The 19,410-nt window shown below is 71.3% G+C and carries 16 protein-coding genes; 2 read left to right on the forward strand and 14 right to left on the reverse strand.

Features of this window, described 5'->3' with window-relative positions:
* Positions 1-79: 79 nt before the first annotated feature.
* Positions 80-1,252, forward strand: a complete 1,173-nt coding sequence (locus ACIRR9_RS23080) for a PQQ-dependent sugar dehydrogenase (RefSeq protein WP_403754777.1) — start codon at positions 80-82, stop codon at positions 1,250-1,252.
* A 30-nt stretch (positions 1,253-1,282) separates the two neighbouring features.
* Here ACIRR9_RS23080 and ACIRR9_RS23085 read toward each other — a convergent pair whose 3' ends face one another.
* From ACIRR9_RS23085 to ACIRR9_RS23110, 6 genes are all read right to left on the reverse strand, one after another.
* Positions 1,283-4,321 (reverse strand): AAA family ATPase, encoded by a 3,039-nt coding sequence (locus ACIRR9_RS23085; protein ID WP_403754780.1) that lies wholly within the window; start codon positions 4,319-4,321, stop codon positions 1,283-1,285.
* Between the two features lie 155 nt (positions 4,322-4,476).
* Positions 4,477-4,668 (reverse strand): hypothetical protein, encoded by a 192-nt coding sequence (locus ACIRR9_RS23090; protein WP_384556222.1) that lies wholly within the window; start codon positions 4,666-4,668, stop codon positions 4,477-4,479.
* Between the two features lie 197 nt (positions 4,669-4,865).
* Complete coding sequence (locus ACIRR9_RS23095; RefSeq protein ID WP_403754783.1) at positions 4,866-5,483, reverse strand: hypothetical protein; 618 nt, start codon at positions 5,481-5,483, stop codon at positions 4,866-4,868.
* A 36-nt stretch (positions 5,484-5,519) separates the two neighbouring features.
* Entirely contained in the window at positions 5,520-6,092 is a 573-nt protein-coding gene (locus ACIRR9_RS23100) for a GNAT family protein (RefSeq protein WP_365342850.1), read from the reverse strand.
* Entirely contained in the window at positions 6,070-8,298 is a 2,229-nt protein-coding gene (locus tag ACIRR9_RS23105) for an MMPL family transporter (RefSeq protein WP_403754787.1), read from the reverse strand. Before ACIRR9_RS23105 ends, ACIRR9_RS23100 begins: the two co-directional genes overlap by 23 nt.
* Positions 8,299-8,501: 203 nt before the next feature.
* Entirely contained in the window at positions 8,502-8,822 is a 321-nt protein-coding gene (locus tag ACIRR9_RS23110; RefSeq protein ID WP_365342854.1) for a hypothetical protein, read from the reverse strand.
* A 186-nt stretch (positions 8,823-9,008) separates the two neighbouring features.
* Between ACIRR9_RS23110 and ACIRR9_RS23115 the strand changes: the two genes are divergently transcribed.
* Positions 9,009-9,818 (forward strand): SAM-dependent methyltransferase, encoded by an 810-nt coding sequence (locus ACIRR9_RS23115; protein WP_403754791.1) that lies wholly within the window; start codon positions 9,009-9,011, stop codon positions 9,816-9,818.
* Between the two features lie 65 nt (positions 9,819-9,883).
* Here ACIRR9_RS23115 and gatB read toward each other — a convergent pair whose 3' ends face one another.
* The 8 genes from gatB to ligA form a co-directional block, all read right to left on the reverse strand.
* A complete protein-coding gene (gene gatB / locus ACIRR9_RS23120; protein ID WP_403754794.1) occupies positions 9,884-11,398 on the reverse strand; it encodes an Asp-tRNA(Asn)/Glu-tRNA(Gln) amidotransferase subunit GatB in 1,515 nt (504 codons plus the stop codon).
* A gap of 15 nt (positions 11,399-11,413) precedes the next feature.
* Positions 11,414-11,656, reverse strand: coding sequence for a hypothetical protein (locus ACIRR9_RS23125; RefSeq protein ID WP_365342860.1), 243 nt, complete (start codon positions 11,654-11,656; stop codon positions 11,414-11,416).
* Positions 11,653-13,146 (reverse strand): Asp-tRNA(Asn)/Glu-tRNA(Gln) amidotransferase subunit GatA, encoded by a 1,494-nt coding sequence (gene gatA / locus ACIRR9_RS23130; RefSeq protein WP_403754798.1) that lies wholly within the window; start codon positions 13,144-13,146, stop codon positions 11,653-11,655. Before gatA ends, ACIRR9_RS23125 begins: the two co-directional genes overlap by 4 nt.
* 5 nt (positions 13,147-13,151) lie before the next feature.
* Positions 13,152-13,448: an Asp-tRNA(Asn)/Glu-tRNA(Gln) amidotransferase subunit GatC gene (gene gatC, locus ACIRR9_RS23135; protein WP_018531282.1), complete on the reverse strand. Its 297-nt coding sequence runs from the start codon at positions 13,446-13,448 to the stop codon at positions 13,152-13,154.
* 111 nt (positions 13,449-13,559) lie between these two features.
* Positions 13,560-14,051, reverse strand: coding sequence for a cupin domain-containing protein (locus tag ACIRR9_RS23140; protein ID WP_403754801.1), 492 nt, complete (start codon positions 14,049-14,051; stop codon positions 13,560-13,562).
* Positions 14,052-14,082: 31 nt separating this feature from the next.
* A complete protein-coding gene (locus ACIRR9_RS23145; RefSeq protein ID WP_403754804.1) occupies positions 14,083-14,454 on the reverse strand; it encodes a DUF4267 domain-containing protein in 372 nt (123 codons plus the stop codon).
* 303 nt (positions 14,455-14,757) lie between these two features.
* Positions 14,758-16,989: a putative bifunctional diguanylate cyclase/phosphodiesterase gene (locus ACIRR9_RS23150; RefSeq protein ID WP_403754807.1), complete on the reverse strand. Its 2,232-nt coding sequence runs from the start codon at positions 16,987-16,989 to the stop codon at positions 14,758-14,760.
* Positions 16,990-17,202: 213 nt separating this feature from the next.
* Positions 17,203-19,395: an NAD-dependent DNA ligase LigA gene (gene ligA, locus ACIRR9_RS23155; RefSeq protein ID WP_403754810.1), complete on the reverse strand. Its 2,193-nt coding sequence runs from the start codon at positions 19,393-19,395 to the stop codon at positions 17,203-17,205.
* Positions 19,396-19,410 lie beyond the last annotated feature (15 nt).

Raw genomic sequence — 19,410 nt, forward strand, 5'->3', positions numbered from 1 at the left:
AGCCGTAAATCGATACAGCCCCGCGCCCCTTTGGGGCGCGCTGTACTACCGTCGGCAGGGAGGAGCTGTCGAAGGGACTGTGATCGTGCAACGTCGTGCGGGGACCGCCGTGTTGGCGGCGGCCGGGCTCCTGCTGGTGGTGGGGTGTTCCTCCGGTGGTGGTGGGGCGCCGCCGCTCTGGGCCGCGAGTGCGTCCGCCGGTGCCTCTTCCTCTGCTGCCGCATCCGCCGGAGCGGGCGACTCCGCCGCGCCCGCCAAGGGGTCGGTCAAGGTGTTGCGTACGGTTGCCGAGGGGCTGAAGTCGCCTTGGGGGCTTGCGCCGTTGCCGGGCGGGGCCGGGCTGCTGGTGTCCGACCGGGACGACGGGACGATCAGCAAGGTCGACGAGAAGACCGGGAAGACCACCGAGCTGGGCGTCGTCTCCGGGGTGTCCGCGGCCGGTGAGGGCGGGCTGCTGGGGATCGCCCTCTCCCCCGGCTTCGCCTCGGACCACATGATCTACGCGTACTTCACATCGGCCTCCGACAACCGCATCGTGCGCATGCTCTGGGACGAGAGCAAACCGGCCAAGGAGCAGCTGGGCGCCCCCGACACGATCTTCAAGGGCATCCCCAAGGGGCTCATCCACAACGGCGGCCGGATCGCCTTCGGCCCGGACGGCATGCTCTACGCCGGCACCGGTGAGAGCGGGCAGCGCGGTCTGGCCCAGGACAAGAACTCGCTCGGCGGGAAGATCCTGCGGCTCACGCCGGAGGGTGCACCGGCCCCGGGCAACCCGTTCCCGGACTCACCGGTCTACTCGTACGGCCACCGGAATGTGCAGGGCCTCGCCTGGGACGACAGACAGCGGCTGTTCGCCTCGGAGTTCGGGCAGGACACCTGGGACGAGCTGAACGCCATCAAGCCCGGCGGCAATTACGGCTGGCCGAACGCGGAAGGCAGGTCCGACGACCCCAAGTACGTGAACCCGATCGCCGAGTGGCACACCGACGACGCCTCCCCCAGCGGTATCGCCTATGTCGGCGGTGTGATCTGGATGGCGGCCCTCAAGGGCCAGCGGCTGTGGCGCGTCCCCCTGGACGGCACGACCGCCGCGGCCGAACCGCAGGCCTTCCTCACGGGCGAGTACGGCCGCCTCCGTACGGTCGTGGCGGCCGGCGGCGACAAGGTGTGGCTGGTGACCAGCAACACGGACGGGCGGGGGAAGCCCAAGGCGGGCGACGACAGGATCCTGGAGCTGGAGGTCGAATAGCTCCGTCGGTCCCGCCCTCGGCGCCCGGTCTCACCTCCCTGCGGCCGCGCTGCGGTCGGGCGGGAACAGCTCCAGGCGGTGCGCCACCGCCGCCGCCTCTCCCCGCCCCGAGACGCCGAGCTTGCCGAGGATGTTGGAGACGTGGACGCTCGCGGTCTTCGGGGAGATGAAGAGCTCCTCGGCTATCTGGCGGTTGGTGCGGCCGGCCGAGACCAGGCGGAGCACGTCCCGTTCCCGGCTGGTGAGGCCGAGGCTCTCCGCGGGGTCCAGGGCCCGGCGTGGGGTGGCGGCGGTGAGGGTGAGGCGGGCGCGCTGGGCGAGCAGGGCGACGGCCTCGGCGAGCGGGCGGGCGCCCAGGTGGTCGGCGACCGCCCCGGCGAGGCGGAGGAGTTCCGTCGCACGGTCGCGTTCGTCGTCGCCGGCCGCCTCTTCCAGCAGGGCCTGGGCGAGGCGGCGGCGGACCCGGGCGAGGTCGTAGGGGCGGTCCAGACACTCGAAGTCGGTGACCACTTCTGACCAGATGGCGGCCGTGTCGGTACCCCGAGCGCGGTGCAGTTCGGCACGGGCCCAGCGCTCGTACGCCTGCCAGACGGGCGCGCCGGTGGTGAGCTTGCGGACGGCTGCGCCGAGCCGGTCGAGGGCCTCGGCACGGCCCTCGACCGCCGCGGGCAGGTCGCGGGCGTCGGCCTCGGCGGTGGCGGCGGCCAGCAGCAGATGCCAGCCGTAGCGGTGGGTGCCGGGCGGGAAGCCGGTCTCCAGGGCGCGGTGCAGTTCGGTGCGGGCGTCGAGGAGGCGGCCTTCCCCGGCGGCGACGCCGATGGCGACGCGGGCCACGGGCAGCGACTGCTGGGGCATGGGGTCATGGGTGCCGAGATGGGCGCAGGCGACGGACAGCCGGCGGCCGGCCTCGGCGATGTCGCCCCGGGCGAGGGCGAGATGGGCAAGGTGCAGGGCGCCGGAGCCGCGGGGTTTGGCGCTGGCCGTGGAGCCGAGGGCCCCCGCCGCAGCCTCGGCGGCCTCGTCCCACCGGCCCATCGCGTACAGCGAGTCGGCGAGGTTGCCCCAGATCCATGCCTCCTGGTCCAGCTGCCCGAACCTGCGGGTGAAGGCCAGGCCTTCGCGCAGGAGCTCCGCGGATTCCCGGGAGCGGCCGACCGCCTCCAGTTCCGAGGGCAGGTTCACATAGGCACGGCCCGCGACATGCGCCACGCCTTCCTTGAGCGCGGCCTCCTTGACCCGGTTCATCTCCGCCAGTCCGGCCTCGACGTCGCCCGCGTCGACCATGAGTCCGCCGAGGGTGAGGCGCGCGCTGAGCTCTATCTCGCGGGCGCCCACCATCCGGGCGTACTCCACGGCCCGTTCCGCCGCGGCGAAGGCCTCGGGGCCGGGTTCGTGGAGCATGGACCAGTTGGCGGCGGTGGCCAGCACCTCGGCGTGCACCTCGGACGGCGGCAGGCCGCGCACCAGGTTCTGGGCGGTGCCGAGTTCCTGCCAGCCGTCGCCGCGGCCCAGAGCCTGGACCAGCCGGGAGCGCTGCACCCAGAACCAGGCGGCGCGCAGCAGGTCGCCCTCCTCCTCGACCAGCCGCAGCGCCTTCTTGGTGATCTTCAGGGCGCGTTCGCGTTCCCCGCAGAAGCGGCCGGCGACCGCCGCCTCCGCCATCAGGTCGAGATAGCGCAGCGGGGTGGTGGCGGGATCGCAGCCGCAGGGAGGGTAGACGTCGGTGTAGTCGACGGGGCGCAGGGCGGCGCGGATCTCCTCGGGGGCGGTGTCCCACAGCTCCATCGCCCGCTCCAGGAGCCCCAGTTGCTCGCTGTAGGCGTGCCGGCGGCGGGCCACGACGGAGGCGTCGAGGACGGCGGGCAGGGCCTTGGCGGGGTCGTGGGCCTGGTACCAGTAGCTGGCCAGGCGGGTGACGCGGGCGTCGGCCGGCACCAGGGTCGGGTCGCTCTCCAGGGCTTCGGCGTAGCGCCGGTTGAGCCGGGAGCGTTCGCCGGGGAGCAGGTCGTCGGCGACGGCCTCGCGGACCAGGGAGTGCCGGAAGCGGTAGCCGTCGCCGGCCGGAGTGGCGGTGAGGATGTTGGCGCCGACGGCCGCCCGCAGTGCCTCGATGAGGTCGTCCTCGGCGAGCTGGGCGACGGCGGCGAGGAGCCGGTAGCCGACGGTGGAGCCGCCCTCGGCGACGATCCGGACGACCCGCTGGGCGCTCTCGGGCAGTGCTTCGACCCGGACCAGGAGCAGGTCGCGCAGCGAGTCGGTGAGCCCGGTGCAGCAGCCCTCGGTGGCGGCGACGGCGAGTTCCTCGACGAAGAAGGCGTTGCCGTCGGAGCGTTCGAAGATCTCGTCGACCTGGGTGGGGTCGGGTTCGGCGGCGAGGATGCCGGCGATCTGGCGGCCGACCTCCTCGCGGTTGAAGCGGGCGAGTTCGAGACGGCGGACGGTGCGCAGCCGGTCGAGTTCGGCGAGCAGGGGGCGCAGCGGGTGGCGGCGGTGGATGTCGTCGGAGCGGTAGGTGGCGAGGACGACGAGCCGGCCGGTGCGCAGGGTGCGCAGCAGGTAGGCGAGCAGGTGGCGGGTGGAGGCGTCGGCCCAGTGCAGGTCCTCCAGGGCGACGACCACCGTGCGCTCGGCGGCGACCCGTTCCAGCAGCCGCGCGGTGAGTTCGAAGAGGCGGGCCATGCCCTGTTCGTCGTGGCGGCTGGAGGTGGCCTCGCCGAGTTCGGGCAGCAGCCGGGCCAGTTCGTCGTCCTGCCCGGCGGCGGCCGCGGTCAGCTCGTCGGGCAGGGCCGCGCGGAGTGCGCGCAGCGCGGTGGAGAAGGGGGCGAACGGCAGCCCGTCGGCGCCGATCTCCACACAGCCGCCCAGCGCGACGACCGCGCCCCGGCGGCAGGCGAGCGTGGCGAACTCCTCGACCAGCCGGGTCTTGCCCACCCCGGCCTCGCCGCCGAGCAGCAGCGCCTGCGGCTCGGCGGTCTCGGCGCGGGCGAGCGCCTCGCGCAGTGTGTCCAACTCGTCGTTGCGGCCTACGAACACGGGACTCACGGACCTGGTTTCCACAGGCCAGAGCATCGCACGCGGCTCGGATCGGACGTCAGCGGTTTTCCACAGCACCGGTGCGCTTGTCGTACGAGCTGAGGGCAGCCGCGGAGGCCGGTGGCCGACAGCCCGGCCACCGGCCTCCGTTCGCTCGACCCCCGGGTGGCCGGTGCCGCCCGGCCCCCCGTTCACGCGGTGCGCGGGAGCCGGCGCCGGCCGCGGCGGCCGGTATGGGTTTCCTCCGCGGCGGCGGCCTTGCGGGCCGCCTCCTCCCGGCGGGCGGCGCGGCGGGTGCGGACGGCCTCGCGGACGAGGCGGGCGTCGGCGGCCTCGCGGCGCAGGTCGGCGGAGCGGATCTGGTGGAGCTCGTACTCGAACATGATGAATCCCTTGTGAGACTGGGTGGTTGGGCTTCGCTTTCCGCGATGCCTCCACTTTCGTCTCCCAGGGGGGTGCGCCACATCGGGAGAGTTCCGCATCTTCGGGCGGCCGCCGGGCCCCGGACACGCGTAAGGGGCCTTAGTCCGTCCGTAAGGTGCTTACGGACGCCCTAAGGCCCCTTGTGACCTGCGCTGTCTCAGCTGGTCGACGGCAGGCCGAGGAGCGCGTCGGAGTACTTGAGGACGGCCAGCAGCAGACCGATGACGCCGAGCGCGACACCTGCCCAGGCGACCGACTTGATCCACGGGGCCTGCGTCCTGCCGGGGGCGCCGAAGGCGGGCCGGGCGAGCACCACGACACCGGTGATCAGCGCGACCAGCGCGAAGAGGCCGGCCCAGAGCGCGGTGGTCTGCCACGCGTCGCCGTACACCGCCTTGACCTGCTTGGCGACGCTCGCCGACGACGAAGTCTGGAGCTGACCGATGAGGGTCTGGCGGGCGGCGGCGATCGTGCCGATCCAGCCACCGGTGAGGGAGACCAGGCCGAGCGCGACGGAGACGATCGCACCGGCGCCCTGGCCGACGCCGGTCGGGCCCTCCGGCTCCTCGGCAAGGTCTTCCAGCTCGTCGAACTCGTCGTCGGCCGGCTCGGCGGAGTCCTCCGTCTCCGGCTCACCGGCCTCGGCGGAGGCCTTGGTGTCATCCACCGCGGTCTCCTCGGCCGCCGTCTCTTCGGCCGCCGTCTCTTCGGCCGCCTTCTCGTCGTTCTTCGCCGCGGCTCCGGCCTCGGCTCCGTCCACTGTCTTCGTTCCCATAACCTCGCACCGTACGGACGCTGTCTGAGAGGTCTCTTAATGATCGTCGGGCGCGGTTCGCGCGCGTACTGCGCGCCACTCGGGGGCGAGCACCGACCAGACCTCGGTGTCCGTGCGCACACCCCGGTGGGGATGGTTCTCCCGCAGCACGCCGTCGCGGGTCATGCCCAGCCGCCGGGCCACATTGATGCTGGCCCCGTTGGCCGGCGACGCATGCCACTCCACACGGTGCATGCCACGCTCGTCAAACGCCCAGTCCAGAAGGACCCGCATGCCGCGCGTCACCAGGCCCCGCCCGGCGGCCGCGGGCTCCAGCCAGCAGCCGGCCTCGCAGACCCCGCTGGGTGTGTCCCAGACCCGGAACAGCAGCCCTCCGACGAGCCTGCCGTCCAGCCGCACGCCGTGCAGGCTCCCGCCGTCGGCGGCGCGCTTCTCGGCGTAGGAACGCAGGTAGGCGCGGGCCCCGGCCAGGTCCTCGATCACGTCCGGCAGCCCGACGTGGCGGCCGATGAACTCCCGGCCCCGGTCGATGTGCGCGAGCAGCTCCTCGGCGTGCCAGACCTCCAGGGGCCGCAGTTCCGCGCCGTCACCCAGGGATGTCGCGTACATCGTGCCGTTGCTCCTTCTCCAGTTCCTCCACGATCCCGTCGAGCCTCTCATGGGCGGCGCGGCACTCGGGCGGCTCGATGCTGATCCTGGGCAGCCGCAGGTCCAGCCAGCGGGGCAGCCACCAGTTGGCGGCGCCGAGCAGATGCATCAGGGCGGGCACCAGCAGGGTCCGCAGGACGAAGGCGTCGATGGCGACGGCGGAGGCGAGCGCGATACCGAACATGGCGATCACCCGGTCGCCGCTGAGCACGAAGGCGAGGAAGACGGAGATCATGATGACGGCGGCGGAGTTGATCACTCGGCTGGTCTCGGCGAGTCCGACGCGTACCGCCCGCCGGTTGTCCCCGGTCTCCAGCCATTCCTCGTACATCCGGCTGACCAGGAAGACCTGGTAGTCCATGGAGAGTCCGAAGAGGACGGAGACCATGATCACCGGGAGGAAGGGCTCGATCGGGCCCGCCCGCCCCAGACCGAGTGCCTCGCTCCCCCAGCCCCACTGGAAGACCGCGACGACGATCCCGAAGGCGGCGGCGACGGCGGCGACGTTCATCGCGGCGGCCTTCAGCGGGATGCCGACCGACCGGAAGGCGAGCAGCAGCAGGACGCAGCCGAGCCCGATCACCATCCCGACGAAGAGCGGGAGTTTGCCGACGATCACACTCGCGAAGTCGTCATAGCTCGCCGTCACCCCGCCGACGAGGATGTGCAGCGAGGTGCCGCGCTCCGCGCGCGGGAGGACCTCGAAGCGCAGCCGGTCCACGAGTTCGCTGGTGCGCAGCGACTGCGGGGCGGAGTCCGGTACGACGGTGAGGTACGCGGTGCCGCCGGTGCCGGAGTAGGTCACGGGGGTCACCGAGGCGACTCCCTCGGTGGCCCGGAGGGTGCTGTCCAGGCTGTCGAGGGCGAGTTTGTCGTCTGCGCCGTCCACACGTGTCACGAGCGTGAGCGGCCCGTCGACACCGGGTCCGAAGCCCTCGGCGAGCAGGTCGTAGGCCTGCCGGGTGGTGGCGGCCGCGGGGTCGTTGCCCTGGTCGGAGGTGCCGAGGCGGAGGGCGAGGGTGGGCAGCGCGAGCACCGTGACGACCGCGAGGGCGAGGACGCCGAGCAGCTTGGGGTGGCGCTCGACGAACACGGACCAGCGGGCGGCGAGCCCGGTGGGCAGCTCGGGCTGCGGCCCGTGCTCGGCGAGCCGGCGCCGCTCCCGGCGGCTGAGGGCGCGCATACCGATGTACGAGAGCAGGGCGGGCAGCAGCGTGACGCTCGCCGCGACGGTGAGCACGACCGTCAACGAGGCGGCGATCGCCACCCCGTTGAGGAAGCCCAGCCGCAGTATGAGCATGCCCAGCAGTGCGATGCAGACGGTGGCACCCGCGAACACCACCGCGCGCCCGGTCGTCGCCACGGCGTCGGCGGCGGCCTCGGTGACGGACAGACCGCGTTTCAGGCCGCGGCGGTGCCTGGTCGCTATGAAGAGCGCGTAGTCGATGCCCACGCCGAGCCCGATCAGCATGCCGAGCATGGGCGCGAAGTCGGCGACGGTCATGGCGTGTCCGAGCAGCACGATCCCGGAGTACGCGGTGCCCACGCCGACCAGTGCGGTGCCGATCGGCAGCAGGGAGGCGGCGAGCGAGCCGAAGGCGAGGAACAGCACCACGGCGGCCACGGCCACCCCGACGGCCTCGGCGAGATGCCCGCCGCCGGACTCGGTGAGCCCGACGGCGCTGCCGCCCAGTTCCACGCGCAGCCCGTCGCCCTCGGCGGCCTCCGCGACCCGGACGACGGCCTCGGCCTGTGCCTTCTTGATGTCCTCGGCCGGCCGGTCGAAGGTGATGACGGCATACGCGGTGTGCCCGTCACGGCTGATCTGTCCGGTGCCCCGGCCGCCGTAGGGACCGGTCACGGCGGCCACGCCGGGCAGGCCGGCGATCTCGTCCAGGACACCGGTCATGGTCTGTTCGACGGGGGCGGCGCGGACGGATCCGGAGCCGGTGTGCCAGACGACGGTGTCGCTGTCGCCGCCGAGGTGGGCGAAGCCCTCGCGCAGCAACTGGGTGGCGCGGCCCGATTCGGTACCGGGGACCTCGTAGTCGTCGGAGTAGGCCGAACCGGTCACGGCAGCGGCGGCGCCGGTCCCGCCGAGGGCGAGGAGCCACAGCAGGACGACGGCCAGACGGTGCCGGACACACCAACGCGCAAGGGCTGCCAAGAACGTGCTCCCGGAGATGATTTGTAGATCTTTGACCGGGAACAGTCGTCTGCTAACCGAACAACCCGCAAAGAACGTATGAGGATTCGAGGGACACTCTTGCAGGCGGAAGCGCTCGTTCAGCGTGGTTCACGGGTCCGCTCCCGCGACTGGGAGGTATGTCACAGGACAGTAACGGCAACTCTGTCGCCCCGGCGGGGACTTCAGTCGAACTGGTCTCCGAGAGCCATCACCATGGTCCCCAGGATCATCAGCCACAGGGCCCAGCGGGTCCGGCCCCGGGCCCCCAGCGCCGACGCGCCCACGCAGACGGCGGCCCCGGAGCCGTAGGCGACCGGCACCAGTGCGCGCACCCCGCTCAGTCTCATCAGCGAGGCGGTGAGCCCCATCAGGGCCAGCAGCGCCCCGGTCACGGTGGCGGTCCAGCGGGCCCGACGGGCGTCCTCGTAGAGGTCCTCGTCGTCGTCCGCGGCCTCCACGTCGGTTATCTCGGGGTCGGCGTCGGATTCGGCGTGTGCGGTCATGGCGGGCGAGCGTAGTACCCCCGCCTGAGGAAACCGCCTGCGGACCATGTCCACGACTGCTAGCTTCCGCTGGTCAGCCTTGATCGGCCCCTCGCCGACGACCGAAGCGGGTGCATTGTTCGACATCCCGAATGAGCTCCTCTGCATCGCCATTCACTACGAAGATCACAAGGAGCCCGTTCAACGATGTTCGACGCCGCCTCCCCCACATCGTCGAAGGACGACTCTCTCACCAGCCGTGTGACCCACCCCCGTTACCCGCTCAGCGGCACCTACGACGCCCGCTGGACCGTCGAGAACCAGATGGGCCCGCACGCCCTGTGGCTGCTCGAATGGCTGGCCCCCGCCCTCGGCCTGGACGCCCTGCGCCCCTGCGCGCGCGTGCTCGACCTGGGCTGCGGCCGGGCGATGACCTCCATCTTCCTGGCCAGGGAGTTCCATGCGCAGGTCACCGCCGCCGACCTGTGGGTCAGACCCGACGACAACGCCGGTCGCATCGCCGAGGCCGGGTTCGCCGACCGGGTGCAGCCCGTGCACGCCGAGGCGCACGACCTGCCCTTCGCCGAGGGCGGCTTCGACGCGATCGTGAGCATCGACGCGTACCAGTACTTCGGCACCGACGACCTGTATCTGCCCACGCTCACCCGGCTGTTGAAGCCCGGCGGACGGATCGGCGTCGTCGTACCGGCGCTGAAGCAGGAGATCACGGGCGCCGAGCCGCCGGAGCATCTGAAGCCCTGGTGGGAGCCCGACTTCTGGTGCTTCCACTCCGCCGAGTGGTGGCACCGCCACTGGACCCGCAGCGGGGCCGTCGAGGTCGAGGCGGCCGACTGGCAGCCGGACGGCTGGCGGGACTGGCTGCGGTGGTGCGAGGTGGTCGCCGAGGAGAGCACGGACGACTTCCACGTCCGGATGGCGAGCCGGTCCGCGGAGATGCTCCGCGCGGACCAGGGGCGCACGCTCGGCTTCGTACGGGTCGTCGGGCGCCGTAAGTAGCCGCCTGCGCAACGGTACGGCCCCGGAGGCAGCGCCTCCGGGGCCGTGACCGCGCATGCTGCCGCTCAGCCCTCGCTGACGCCCAGCTTCTCCAGGATCAGCTCCTTGACGCGGGCCGCGTCGGCCTGGCCGCGGGTCGCCTTCATGACCGCGCCGACCAGGGCGCCGGCCGCGGCGACCTTGCCGCCGCGGATCTTGTCGGCGATGCCCGGGTTGCCGGCGATGGCCTCCTCGACGGCCGTGGTCAGCGCGCCCTCGTCCGAGACGACCTTCAGACCGCGCTTGTCGACGACCTCGTCCGGGGTGCCCTCGCCCGCGAGGACGCCCTCGATGGCCTGGCGGGCCAGCTTGTCGTTGAGGTCACCCTTCGAGACCAGCTCGGTGACCCGCGCGACCTGCGCCGGGGTGATCGCCAGCTCGTCGAGCGAGGTGCCCGACTCGTTGGCGCTGCGGGCCAGTTCACCCATCCACCACTTGCGGGCGGAGGCCGCGTCGGCTCCGGCGTCGATGGTGGCGACGATCAGGTCCAGCGCACCGGCGTTCAGGATCGCCTGCATCTCGGTGGCAGAGATGCCCCACTCCGCGAGGAGGCGGGTACGGCGGGCCAGCGGCATCTCCGGCAGCGCGCCGCGGATCTCCTCGACCCACTCCCGGGACGGGGCGACCGGCACCAGGTCCGGCTCCGGGAAGTACCGGTAGTCCTCGGCCTCCTCCTTCACGCGGCCCGAGGTCGTGGACCCCGTGTCCTCGTGGAAGTGCCGGGTCTCCTGGATGATCGTCCCGCCGCCGTTCAGCACGGCCGCGTGCCGCATGATCTCGAAGCGGGCCGCACGCTCAACGGACCGCAGCGAGTTCACGTTCTTCGTCTCGGAACGTGTGCCGAACTTCTCGGTGCCGTTGGGGCGCAGCGACAGGTTCACGTCGCAGCGCATCTGGCCCATCTCCATCCGGGCTTCCGACACGCCGAGCGCCCTGATGACCTCGCGCAGCTCACGGACGTACGCCCGCGCGACCTCGGGAGCACGCTCGCCCGCACCCTCGATCGGCTTGGTGACGATCTCGATGAGCGGGATGCCCGCGCGGTTGTAGTCCAGCAGCGAGTGCGAGGCGCCGTGGATACGGCCGGTCGCACCACCCACGTGGGTGGACTTGCCGGTGTCCTCCTCCATGTGGGCGCGCTCGATCTCCACGCGGAAGGACTCCCCGTCCTCCAGCTGCACGTCGAGGTAGCCGTTGAAGGCGATCGGCTCGTCGTACTGGGAGGTCTGGAAGTTCTTCGGCATGTCCGGATAGAAGTAGTTCTTCCGGGCGAAGCGGCACCACTCGGCGATCTCGCAGTTCAGCGCGAGACCGATCTTGATCGCCGACTCGATGCCGATCGCGTTGACGACCGGGAGCGCGCCGGGCAGGCCGAGGCAGGTCGGGCAGGTCTGCGAGTTGGGCTCGGCGCCCAGCTCGGTCGAACAGCCGCAGAACATCTTGGTCTTGGTGCCGAGTTCGACATGGACCTCAAGGCCCATGACGGGGTCGTACGACGCCAGCGCGTCCTCGTACGACACCAGGTCGGTCGTGGTGGTCACGGTGAAACTTCCCTCTCAGCCCAGCAGGACGTCGTCGTCGCCCAGCCGCTTCAGCTCGCGGTAGAGGATCGCGAGGCCGGTCACGATCGCCACGGCGGAGACAGTGGCGTCGATCAGCCGGAGCGTGTCGTGCTCGGACCGGGCCTTCTTGATCTGCTTGGCGACACCGACCGCACCGAACGCGGTGGTGGCCATGGACAGGTACGTACCGGACTTCGACTTCTTGAAGCCCTTGGCCTTCGACAGTGCGTTGCTCACAGCGACGGTGCCTCCTCCAGGAGCGGGTGGCCCCACTTTTCCACGAAGGCGGCCTCGACGGCGGCGCCGACCTTGTAAAGACGGTCGTCCTTCAGCGCCGGGGCGATGATCTGCAGACCCACCGGGAGGTTGTCCTCCGGGGCGAGACCGCAGGGCAGCGACATCGCCGCGTTGCCCGCGAGGTTCGTCGGGATGGTGCACAGGTCGGCCAGGTACATCGCCATCGGGTCGTCGGCACGCTCGCCGATCGCGAAGGCGGTGGTGGGCGTCGTGGGCGACACGATCACGTCGACCTGCTCGAAGGCCATCTCGAAGTCGCGCGTGATGAGCGTGCGGACCTTCTGGGCGGAGCCGTAGTACGCGTCGTAGTAGCCGGAGCTCAGGGCGTACGTACCGAGCATGATGCGGCGCTTCACCTCGGGGCCGAAGCCCGCCTCACGGGTGAGGGAGGTGACCTCCTCGGCCGAGTGGGAGCCGTCGTCGCCCGTACGCAGGCCGTAGCGCAGGCCGTCGAAGCGGGCGAGGTTGGAGGAGCACTCGGACGGCGCGATCAGGTAGTACGCCGACAGCGCCAGGTCGAAGGACGGGCAGTCCAGCTCGACGATCTCCGCGCCCAGCTCCTTGAGGAGGGCCACGGACTCGTCGAAGCGCTGGATGACACCGGGCTGGTAGCCCTCGCCGCGGAACTGCTTGACGACGCCGACGCGCATGCCCTCGACGCTGCCGTTGCGGGCGGCCTCGACGACCGGCGGGACGGGCGCGTCGATGGAGGTGGAGTCCATCGGGTCGTGCCCGGCGATGACCTCGTGCAGCAGCGCCGCGTCCAGGACCGTACGGGCACAGGGCCCGCCCTGGTCCAGGGAGGACGAGAACGCGACCATGCCGTACCGGGAGACCGCGCCGTACGTCGGCTTCACGCCGACCGTGCCGGTGACGGCGGCCGGCTGGCGGATGGAGCCGCCGGTGTCGGTGCCGATGGCGAGCGGCGCCTGGAAGGAGGCGAGCGCGGCGGAGGAACCGCCGCCCGAGCCGCCGGGGATCTTGGTGAGGTCCCACGGGTTGCCGGTCGGTCCGTACGCGCTGTTCTCGGTGCTCGACCCCATGGCGAACTCGTCCATGTTGGTCTTGCCGAGGATGACGACGTCAGCGGCCTTGAGGCGCTTGGTGAGGGTGGCGTCGTACGGCGGGATCCAGCCTTCGAGGATCTTCGAACCGACAGTGGTCGGAATGCCCTCGGTGGTGAAGATGTCCTTGAGCGCGAGCGGGACGCCGGCGAGCGGCCCGAGCTTCTCGCCCCGGGCCTTCTTCTCGTCGACGGCGCGCGCCTGCGCCAGGGCGCCCTCGCGGTCGACGTGCAGGAAGGCGTGCACCTTCTCGTCGACGGCCTCGATCCGGGCGAGGTGGGCCTCGGTGACCTGGACCGCGGTGAGCTCGCCGGAGGCGATCTTCGCGGCGGTCTCGGCGGCGGTGAGCTTGATGATGTCCGTCATCGGGATCAGTCCTCCCCCAGGATCTGCGGCACCTTGAAACGCTGCTGCTCCTGGGCCGGGGCGCCGGAGAGCGCCTGCTCGGGGGTGAGCGAGGGACGGACCTCGTCCGCGCGCATGACGTTCGTCAGCGGGAGCGGGTGCGAGGTCGGCGGTACGTCTTGGTCGGCGACCTCGCTGACGCGGGCGACCGCGCCGATGATGTCGTCGAGCTGGCCTGCGAAGTGATCGAGTTCTTCGGGCTTCAGCTCCAGACGCGCCAGCCGGGCGAGGTGGGCGACCTCCTCGCGCGTGATGCCAGGCATGCAGCGATCCTCTGGGGTGAGTGTGTGTGCTTTGGAGCCAATCCTATGGGGCGGGGCCGGGTGACCGTGCAACGGTTTCCCCGGGGCCCGGAACGTCGGTGCGTCCGCGGCTCAGTGGCGGGTGTCCCAGACCTCGCTCCGCAGGAAGTGGTTGTCGTACAGGTCCTGCACCTCCAGAAGGCTCTCCGGGGTGGCCTCGCCCAGGCGCAGGCGCTGGATGTGGCGGAAGTACTCGAAGCGCTCCACGCCCGGTGTGATGACGATCAGGATGTCCGCGGTGCTGTCGGGAACGGCGGCGAAGGCGTGCGGTTTCCCGGGCGGGACGATGACCAGGTCGCCACGCTCGGCGGTGACGACGTCGTCGCCCGAGAGCAGCTCTGCGGCGCCGTCGAGCACGTAGAACATCTCTGCGGAGTTGCGGTGCAGATGCGGCACGGCGCCGTCGGCACCCTCGCCGAGGCTCACCCGCACGGTGGACAGCGCACCGCCGCTGGCGCTGCTGTCGGCGAGCAGCCTGATCCGGCTCGGGTCGGCGCCGACCACCTCGGCGTCGGCCTCGCGCACGACCACGGAGTCATCGAACTTCGGTACGAACAACGACATTTCCAAGCCCCCTGTCGATGGATTGTGTCGTTCAGACGAGGAAGAGCAGCACGGCGCTGATCAGTACAACGATCGCGGTGGCGAAGTGGATCCCGAACGCGACGGCGCGCGCACCGCCGTGCCGCAGCACTATCAGCGTGTCACCCAGCGGCACGAGCGCCACGCAGAGCATGAACCAGGCCTCGGCGTGTGCACCGGCGAAGGCCAGCAGCGCGAGGCCCAGGACGCCGAACGTACCGTCCTTGAGCCCCTTGACGGAGAGATAGGCACCCGCGTCGCCCTTCGGGTCGGCGGCAACGCCGTATCCGGCGGCGGCCGGGCCCGGCTGGAACAGGAACCGGTAGCCGAGGAACAGGCAGAACAGGTCCAGCATGACGGCGAGGGTGTAGGCGGTGACGGTCATGGAATGCCCCCTGTTTTCTAGCAGCGCTAGGTCTAGGAGCAAAGCTAACAGATCGCCGACAGATTGGCTAGCGTTGCTAGAACCCTGGCAGTGCGCCTTGTGCCCAGATAAGGGAAAGCGCCCCGTCAGGGGCGCGGGGAACTGCGCGGGCAACCTCGACGGGCCCGAAGCCGAAAACGGTGAACGCCCCCTACGGCGGCGCCATCAACCGAACCGCCGACAGCCGCCGACGGCGCAACACCCCCATGGGAGACGTTCACCTCTCGGGGAACGGTGAACGGGTGGGCCGACGGGCCTGTGGGGTCACTCCGCGGCCGGCAGCGCCGCCCGCGGCCGCTGCCACCCCCGCGACCCCCGCGCCAGCAGCCACGCCGTCGTCTCCTCCGGCGGCATCGCGGCCGCGACCAGCCACCCCTGCACCGCGTCACACCCGAGATCCCGCAACCGCTCCCACGTCTCGTCGTCCTCGACACCTTCCGCCACGACCAGCAGCCCCAGCGAATGCGCGAGATCGACCGTGCAGCGCACGATCTCCGCGTCCTCGTTGTCCACCGCCAGCCGCGCCACGAACGACCGGTCGATCTTCAGCTCGCTCACCGGCAGCCGCCGCAGATGCACCAGCGACGAGTACCCCGTACCGAAGTCGTCGAGCGACATCTTCACGCCGTGCCCGTGCAGCCCCGCGAGGGTGTCGGCGGCCCGCTGCGGGTCCTCCAGCAGCACATGCTCGGTTATCTCCAGCTGCAGCGCCCCCGCCGGAACCCCGTGCCGGGCCAGCCGTGCCGCCACCAGGCCCGCGAACCCCGGCGTGTGGACGTCCCGCGGCGAGACGTTCACCGCCACCGGCACCCGCAGCCCCTGCGCCCGCCACCGGGCGACCTGGCCGAGCGCGGTCTCCAGCACGTACTCCGTCAGATGGGGCATCAGCCCGGAGGACTCGGCGATCGCTATGAACTCGTCCGGCGGCACCTTGCCGCGCTCGGGGTGCACCCACCGCACCAGCGCCTCGAGACCGGCCACCTGGCCGTCGAAGCGGACCTTCGGCTGGTAGTGCAACTGCACCTCGTGCGCGTCCAGGGCGCGGCGCAGATCCCCCAGCAGGCCCAGCCGGTCCGGGGTGTTGGAGTCCCGCTTGGACTCGTACACCTCGACGCCCGTACGGTCCCGCTTCGCCTGGTACATCGCCACGTCCGCCCGGCGCAGCAGCCCCTCCGCGTCGAGCGCGTGGTCGGGGAAGACGGCGACGCCCGCACTGGCCTCCAGGACGAGCGTGAGTCCGTCGAGGTCGAGCGGGGAGGAGAGCACCGTGACCAGGTTCCGGGCCACCCGGGTCGCGGAGGTCGTGGAGTCGGCGACGGGCAGTAAGACCGCGAACTCGTCACCGCCGAGCCGGGCGGCCTCCGCACCGCGCGGCAGCGCGGCCCGCAGCCGGTCGGCTATCTGCAGCAGCAGCCGGTCACCGGCGAGATGACCGAGCGTGTCGTTGACCGAACGGAACCGGTCGAGGTCGATCAGCATCAGGGCCGAGCGGGCGCCGATGCGTTCGGCGTCGTCGAGGGCGGTCCAGATCCGCTCAAGGAGCCACTGCCGGTTGGGCAGCCCGGTCAGCGGGTCGCGCAGCTGCTCCTCCGCCCGGGCCCTGGCTATCCAGAGGGTGGAGTCGAGGGCGACCAGCGGGATGGAGAACAGCGGGAGCAGCAGCGGCTGGGCGACGGCGACCACGCAGATCAGCGGGGCGATACCGAGCAGGGCGACGGCGACCAGGCCCTGCCTCATCAGCGCGGTGCGGGCGACGGTGGGCACTCCGCCGCCGCGCGGTGCGTGCAGGTACCAGAGCAGGGCACGGGTGACGGCGAGGTAGGCCACCGCGACGAGCACGACCTCGGGGGCCGTGGCGATGGTCCAACCGGCGGGGTCCCAGGGGGACTCCACGGTCGGGACGCGTCCGAACGCGCCGAGCACCAGCGCGCCGGCGCCGATGCCGAGGATGTCCACCGCGCCGTGCAGGACGCCCTGCCGCCAGCGATGGCGTCTGGCTATGCCGACCAGGACGACGACGGTGAGGCTGACCATGCCGGCGGGCACCCAGCCGTAGAGCACGAGGACGGCGAGGGTGAGGGCGGCGCCGGAGCCGGTGCCGCCCCACCAGCGGGCGCGGCCGAGCAGCACGAGATGGCCGACGATGATGCCGGTCAGCATGGCCAGCGACCAGCCGACAGTCCCGGACGGGAAGAGGGCGTGGTTGTCGCTGAACGCGCGGTAGAAGCCCGCGCCGAGGGCGAACGCGGCGGCCCCGACGACCCCGGCGGGCAGTGCGGGCCAGGACAGGTGCCGGTCGTTGTCGGTGCCGGTCAGGTCGGGCGGCGGTTCGATGGCGGCCAGCGGCAGCGGGTCACGGGCGTCGGCCGCGCCGCTCGGTACGGGCAGGCCCGGGCGCCGATCGCCCAGTACCGTCCACCGGCTCCCCCGCCACGCGCCCGGCCGGCGGCGCAGCGGCAGCCGCGCGTCCGGGGCGGCGCTCTCGGTCGGTTCCATTCCCGTCCCTCTCACAGCCGGCGGTGCCCACGCCATGCGGTCCGTGCCCTCCTGGAGCACGGGAATGCCCCGACCGCAGCTGGGCACGGCAGGCGCACACCTCAACAGTAGGCCGCAGAAGGCTTTCACGGGCAGCGGTCGCCGACGGTTGCCCGTTTGCACCCCGGCCACCCGTATGCATCTGGTATGCGCCGAACGGGTGGCCTTCAACCGCTACTCCTCGGTCGGAAGGGCGACTTCGGCCGCCGCGTCCGGTCCCTGCTCCAGAAGGACGACAAATCCGTCCTCGTTCAGAACCGGCACCTTGAGCTGCATCGCCTTGTCGTACTTCGACCCCGGGTTGTCACCCACGACCACGAACGACGTCTTCTTGGACACCGAGCCGGTCACCTTGGCCCCCCGGCTCTGCAGCGCGTCCTTGGCGCCGTCCCGGGTGAACTGCTCCAGGGTTCCGGTCACGACGACGGTGAGACCCTCCAGCGGACGCGGTCCCTCGTCCTCGCCGGTGGACTCGTCCTCCAGCGGGACTCCAGCGATCTTCCACTTTCGGATGATCTCGCGGTGCCACTCCTCGGCGAACCACTCCTTGAGCGCCCTCGCGATGATGTCGCCGACGCCGTCGATGTGGGAGAGCTCCTCCTCGGTGGCCTGCTCGATGCGTTCGATGGAGCGGAACTCGCGGGCCAGCGCCTGGGCGGCGACCGGTCCGACGTGCCGGATGGACAGGCCGTTGAGGAAGCGGGCGAGCGGGCGGGTCTTCGCCTCCTCGATGTTCTGCAGGAGCGCGAGGGTGTTCTTCTTGGGCTCGCCCTTCTGGTTGGCGAAGACCGTGACGACCTTCTCCTCGCCGGTCTTGGGGTCGCGCTTGGGCAGCCCGCTGTCCGGGTCCAGGACGTACGCCTTGATGGGCAGCAGCTTCTCCACCGTGAGGTCGAAGAGGTCGCCCTCGTCGACCAGCGCCGGGTCGGCCGGCTCCAGCGGCCGGGTGAGCGCGGCCGCGGCCACCCCGCCGAAGTGCTCGATGTCCAGGCACTCCCGGCCCGCGAGATAGCCGACACGCTCTCTCAACTGGGCCGGGCAGGTGCGGGCGTTGGGGCAGCGGAGGTCGATGTCGCCCTCCTTCATGGCCCGCAGCGGCGTCCCGCACTCGGGGCACTCGGCCGGCATCACGAACTCCCGCTCGGTGCCGTCCCGCAGGTCGACGACCGGGCCGAGGATCTCCGGGATGACGTCACCGGCCTTGCGGATGACCACCGTGTCACCGATGAGCACGCCCTTGGCCTTGACGACCTCCTGGTTGTGCAGGGTGGCGAACTCCACCTCGCTGCCCGCCACCGTGACCGGCTCGACCTGCGCGTACGGCGTGACCCGGCCGGTGCGGCCGACGCCGACCTTGATGTCGATCAGCTTGGTGTTGACCTCTTCCGGCGCGTACTTGTAGGCGATCGCCCAGCGCGGCGCACGCGCGGTCGAGCCCAGCCGTCCCTGGAGACGGATCTCGTCGAGCTTGACGACGACACCGTCGATCTCGTGCTCCACGGAGTGCCGGTTCTCGCCGTAGTACGCGATGAACTCCCGTACGCCGTCGAGGTCGTCGACCACCCTGTTGTGCGAGGAGGTCGGCAGCCCCCAGGTCTTGAGCAGCTCGTACGCCTCGGAGAGCCGGCCCAGCGCCTCGAAGCCCTCCAGGGCGCCGATGCCGTGGACGACCATGTGCAGCGGGCGGGAGGCGGTGACCCGCGGGTCCTTCTGGCGCAGTGAACCGGCGGCCGCGTTGCGCGGGTTGGCGAACGGCTTGTCACCGGCCGCGACCAGCCGTTCGTTGAGCTCGGCGAACTTCTCCATCGGGAAGTAGACCTCGCCGCGGATCTCCACGAGGTCCGGCACGTGCTCGTCGTTCAGCCGGTCCGGGATCTCCGCGATCGTACGGACGTTGGGCGTGATCTCCTCGCCGGTACGGCCGTCGCCGCGGGTCGCCGCTCGGGTCAGACGCCCGTGCTCGTAGGTGAGGTTGACGGCGAGGCCGTCGACCTTCAGCTCGCACAGGTAGTGGTAGTCGGAGGTGCCGACGTCCTTGTGGACGCGCTCGCCCCAGGCCGCCAGTTCCAGGTCGTCGAAGGCGTTGTCGAGCGAGAGCATGCGCTCGCGGTGCTCGACCGAGGTGAACTCCGTCTGGTACGCCCCCGCGACCTTCTGGGTCGGCGAGTCGGGCGTGCGCAGCTCGGAGTACTCCTCCTCCAGCGCCTCCAGGGCACGCAGGAGCCTGTCGAACTCCGCGTCGCTGACGACCGGGGCGTCCTTCACGTAGTACCGGAAGCGGTGCTCCTCGATCTGCTCAGCGAGCTGCGCGTGCTTCTCCCGTGCCTCGGCGGGCACCGTCGTCTCCGCTTGCTTGTCGCCGGCCACCGTGTTGTCCTCCCG

Origin of the sequence: Streptomyces sp. NPDC101234 (assembly GCF_044767525.1) — a bacterium.
Classification (GTDB): Bacteria; Actinomycetota; Actinomycetes; order Streptomycetales; family Streptomycetaceae; genus Streptomyces; species Streptomyces sasae.

Bases quoted from the DNA above. Each gene is read 5' to 3' on its own strand.
- ACIRR9_RS23085 (WP_403754780.1), bottom strand. From the start codon at position 4,321: ATGCTCTGGCCTGTGGAAACCAGGTCCGTGAGTCCCGTGTTCGTAGGC.
- ACIRR9_RS23090 (WP_384556222.1), bottom strand. From the start codon at position 4,668: ATGTTCGAGTACGAGCTCCACCAGATCCGCTCCGCCGACCTGCGCCGC.
- ACIRR9_RS23095 (WP_403754783.1), bottom strand. From the start codon at position 5,483: ATGGGAACGAAGACAGTGGACGGAGCCGAGGCCGGAGCCGCGGCGAAG.
- ACIRR9_RS23100 (WP_365342850.1), bottom strand. From the start codon at position 6,092: ATGTACGCGACATCCCTGGGTGACGGCGCGGAACTGCGGCCCCTGGAG.
- ACIRR9_RS23110 (WP_365342854.1), bottom strand. From the start codon at position 8,822: ATGACCGCACACGCCGAATCCGACGCCGACCCCGAGATAACCGACGTG.
- ACIRR9_RS23115 (WP_403754791.1), top strand. From the start codon at position 9,009: ATGTTCGACGCCGCCTCCCCCACATCGTCGAAGGACGACTCTCTCACC.
- gatA (WP_403754798.1), bottom strand. From the start codon at position 13,146: ATGACGGACATCATCAAGCTCACCGCCGCCGAGACCGCCGCGAAGATC.
- gatC (WP_018531282.1), bottom strand. From the start codon at position 13,448: ATGCCTGGCATCACGCGCGAGGAGGTCGCCCACCTCGCCCGGCTGGCG.
- ACIRR9_RS23140 (WP_403754801.1), bottom strand. From the start codon at position 14,051: ATGTCGTTGTTCGTACCGAAGTTCGATGACTCCGTGGTCGTGCGCGAG.
- ACIRR9_RS23145 (WP_403754804.1), bottom strand. From the start codon at position 14,454: ATGACCGTCACCGCCTACACCCTCGCCGTCATGCTGGACCTGTTCTGC.
- ACIRR9_RS23150 (WP_403754807.1), bottom strand. From the start codon at position 16,989: ATGGAACCGACCGAGAGCGCCGCCCCGGACGCGCGGCTGCCGCTGCGC.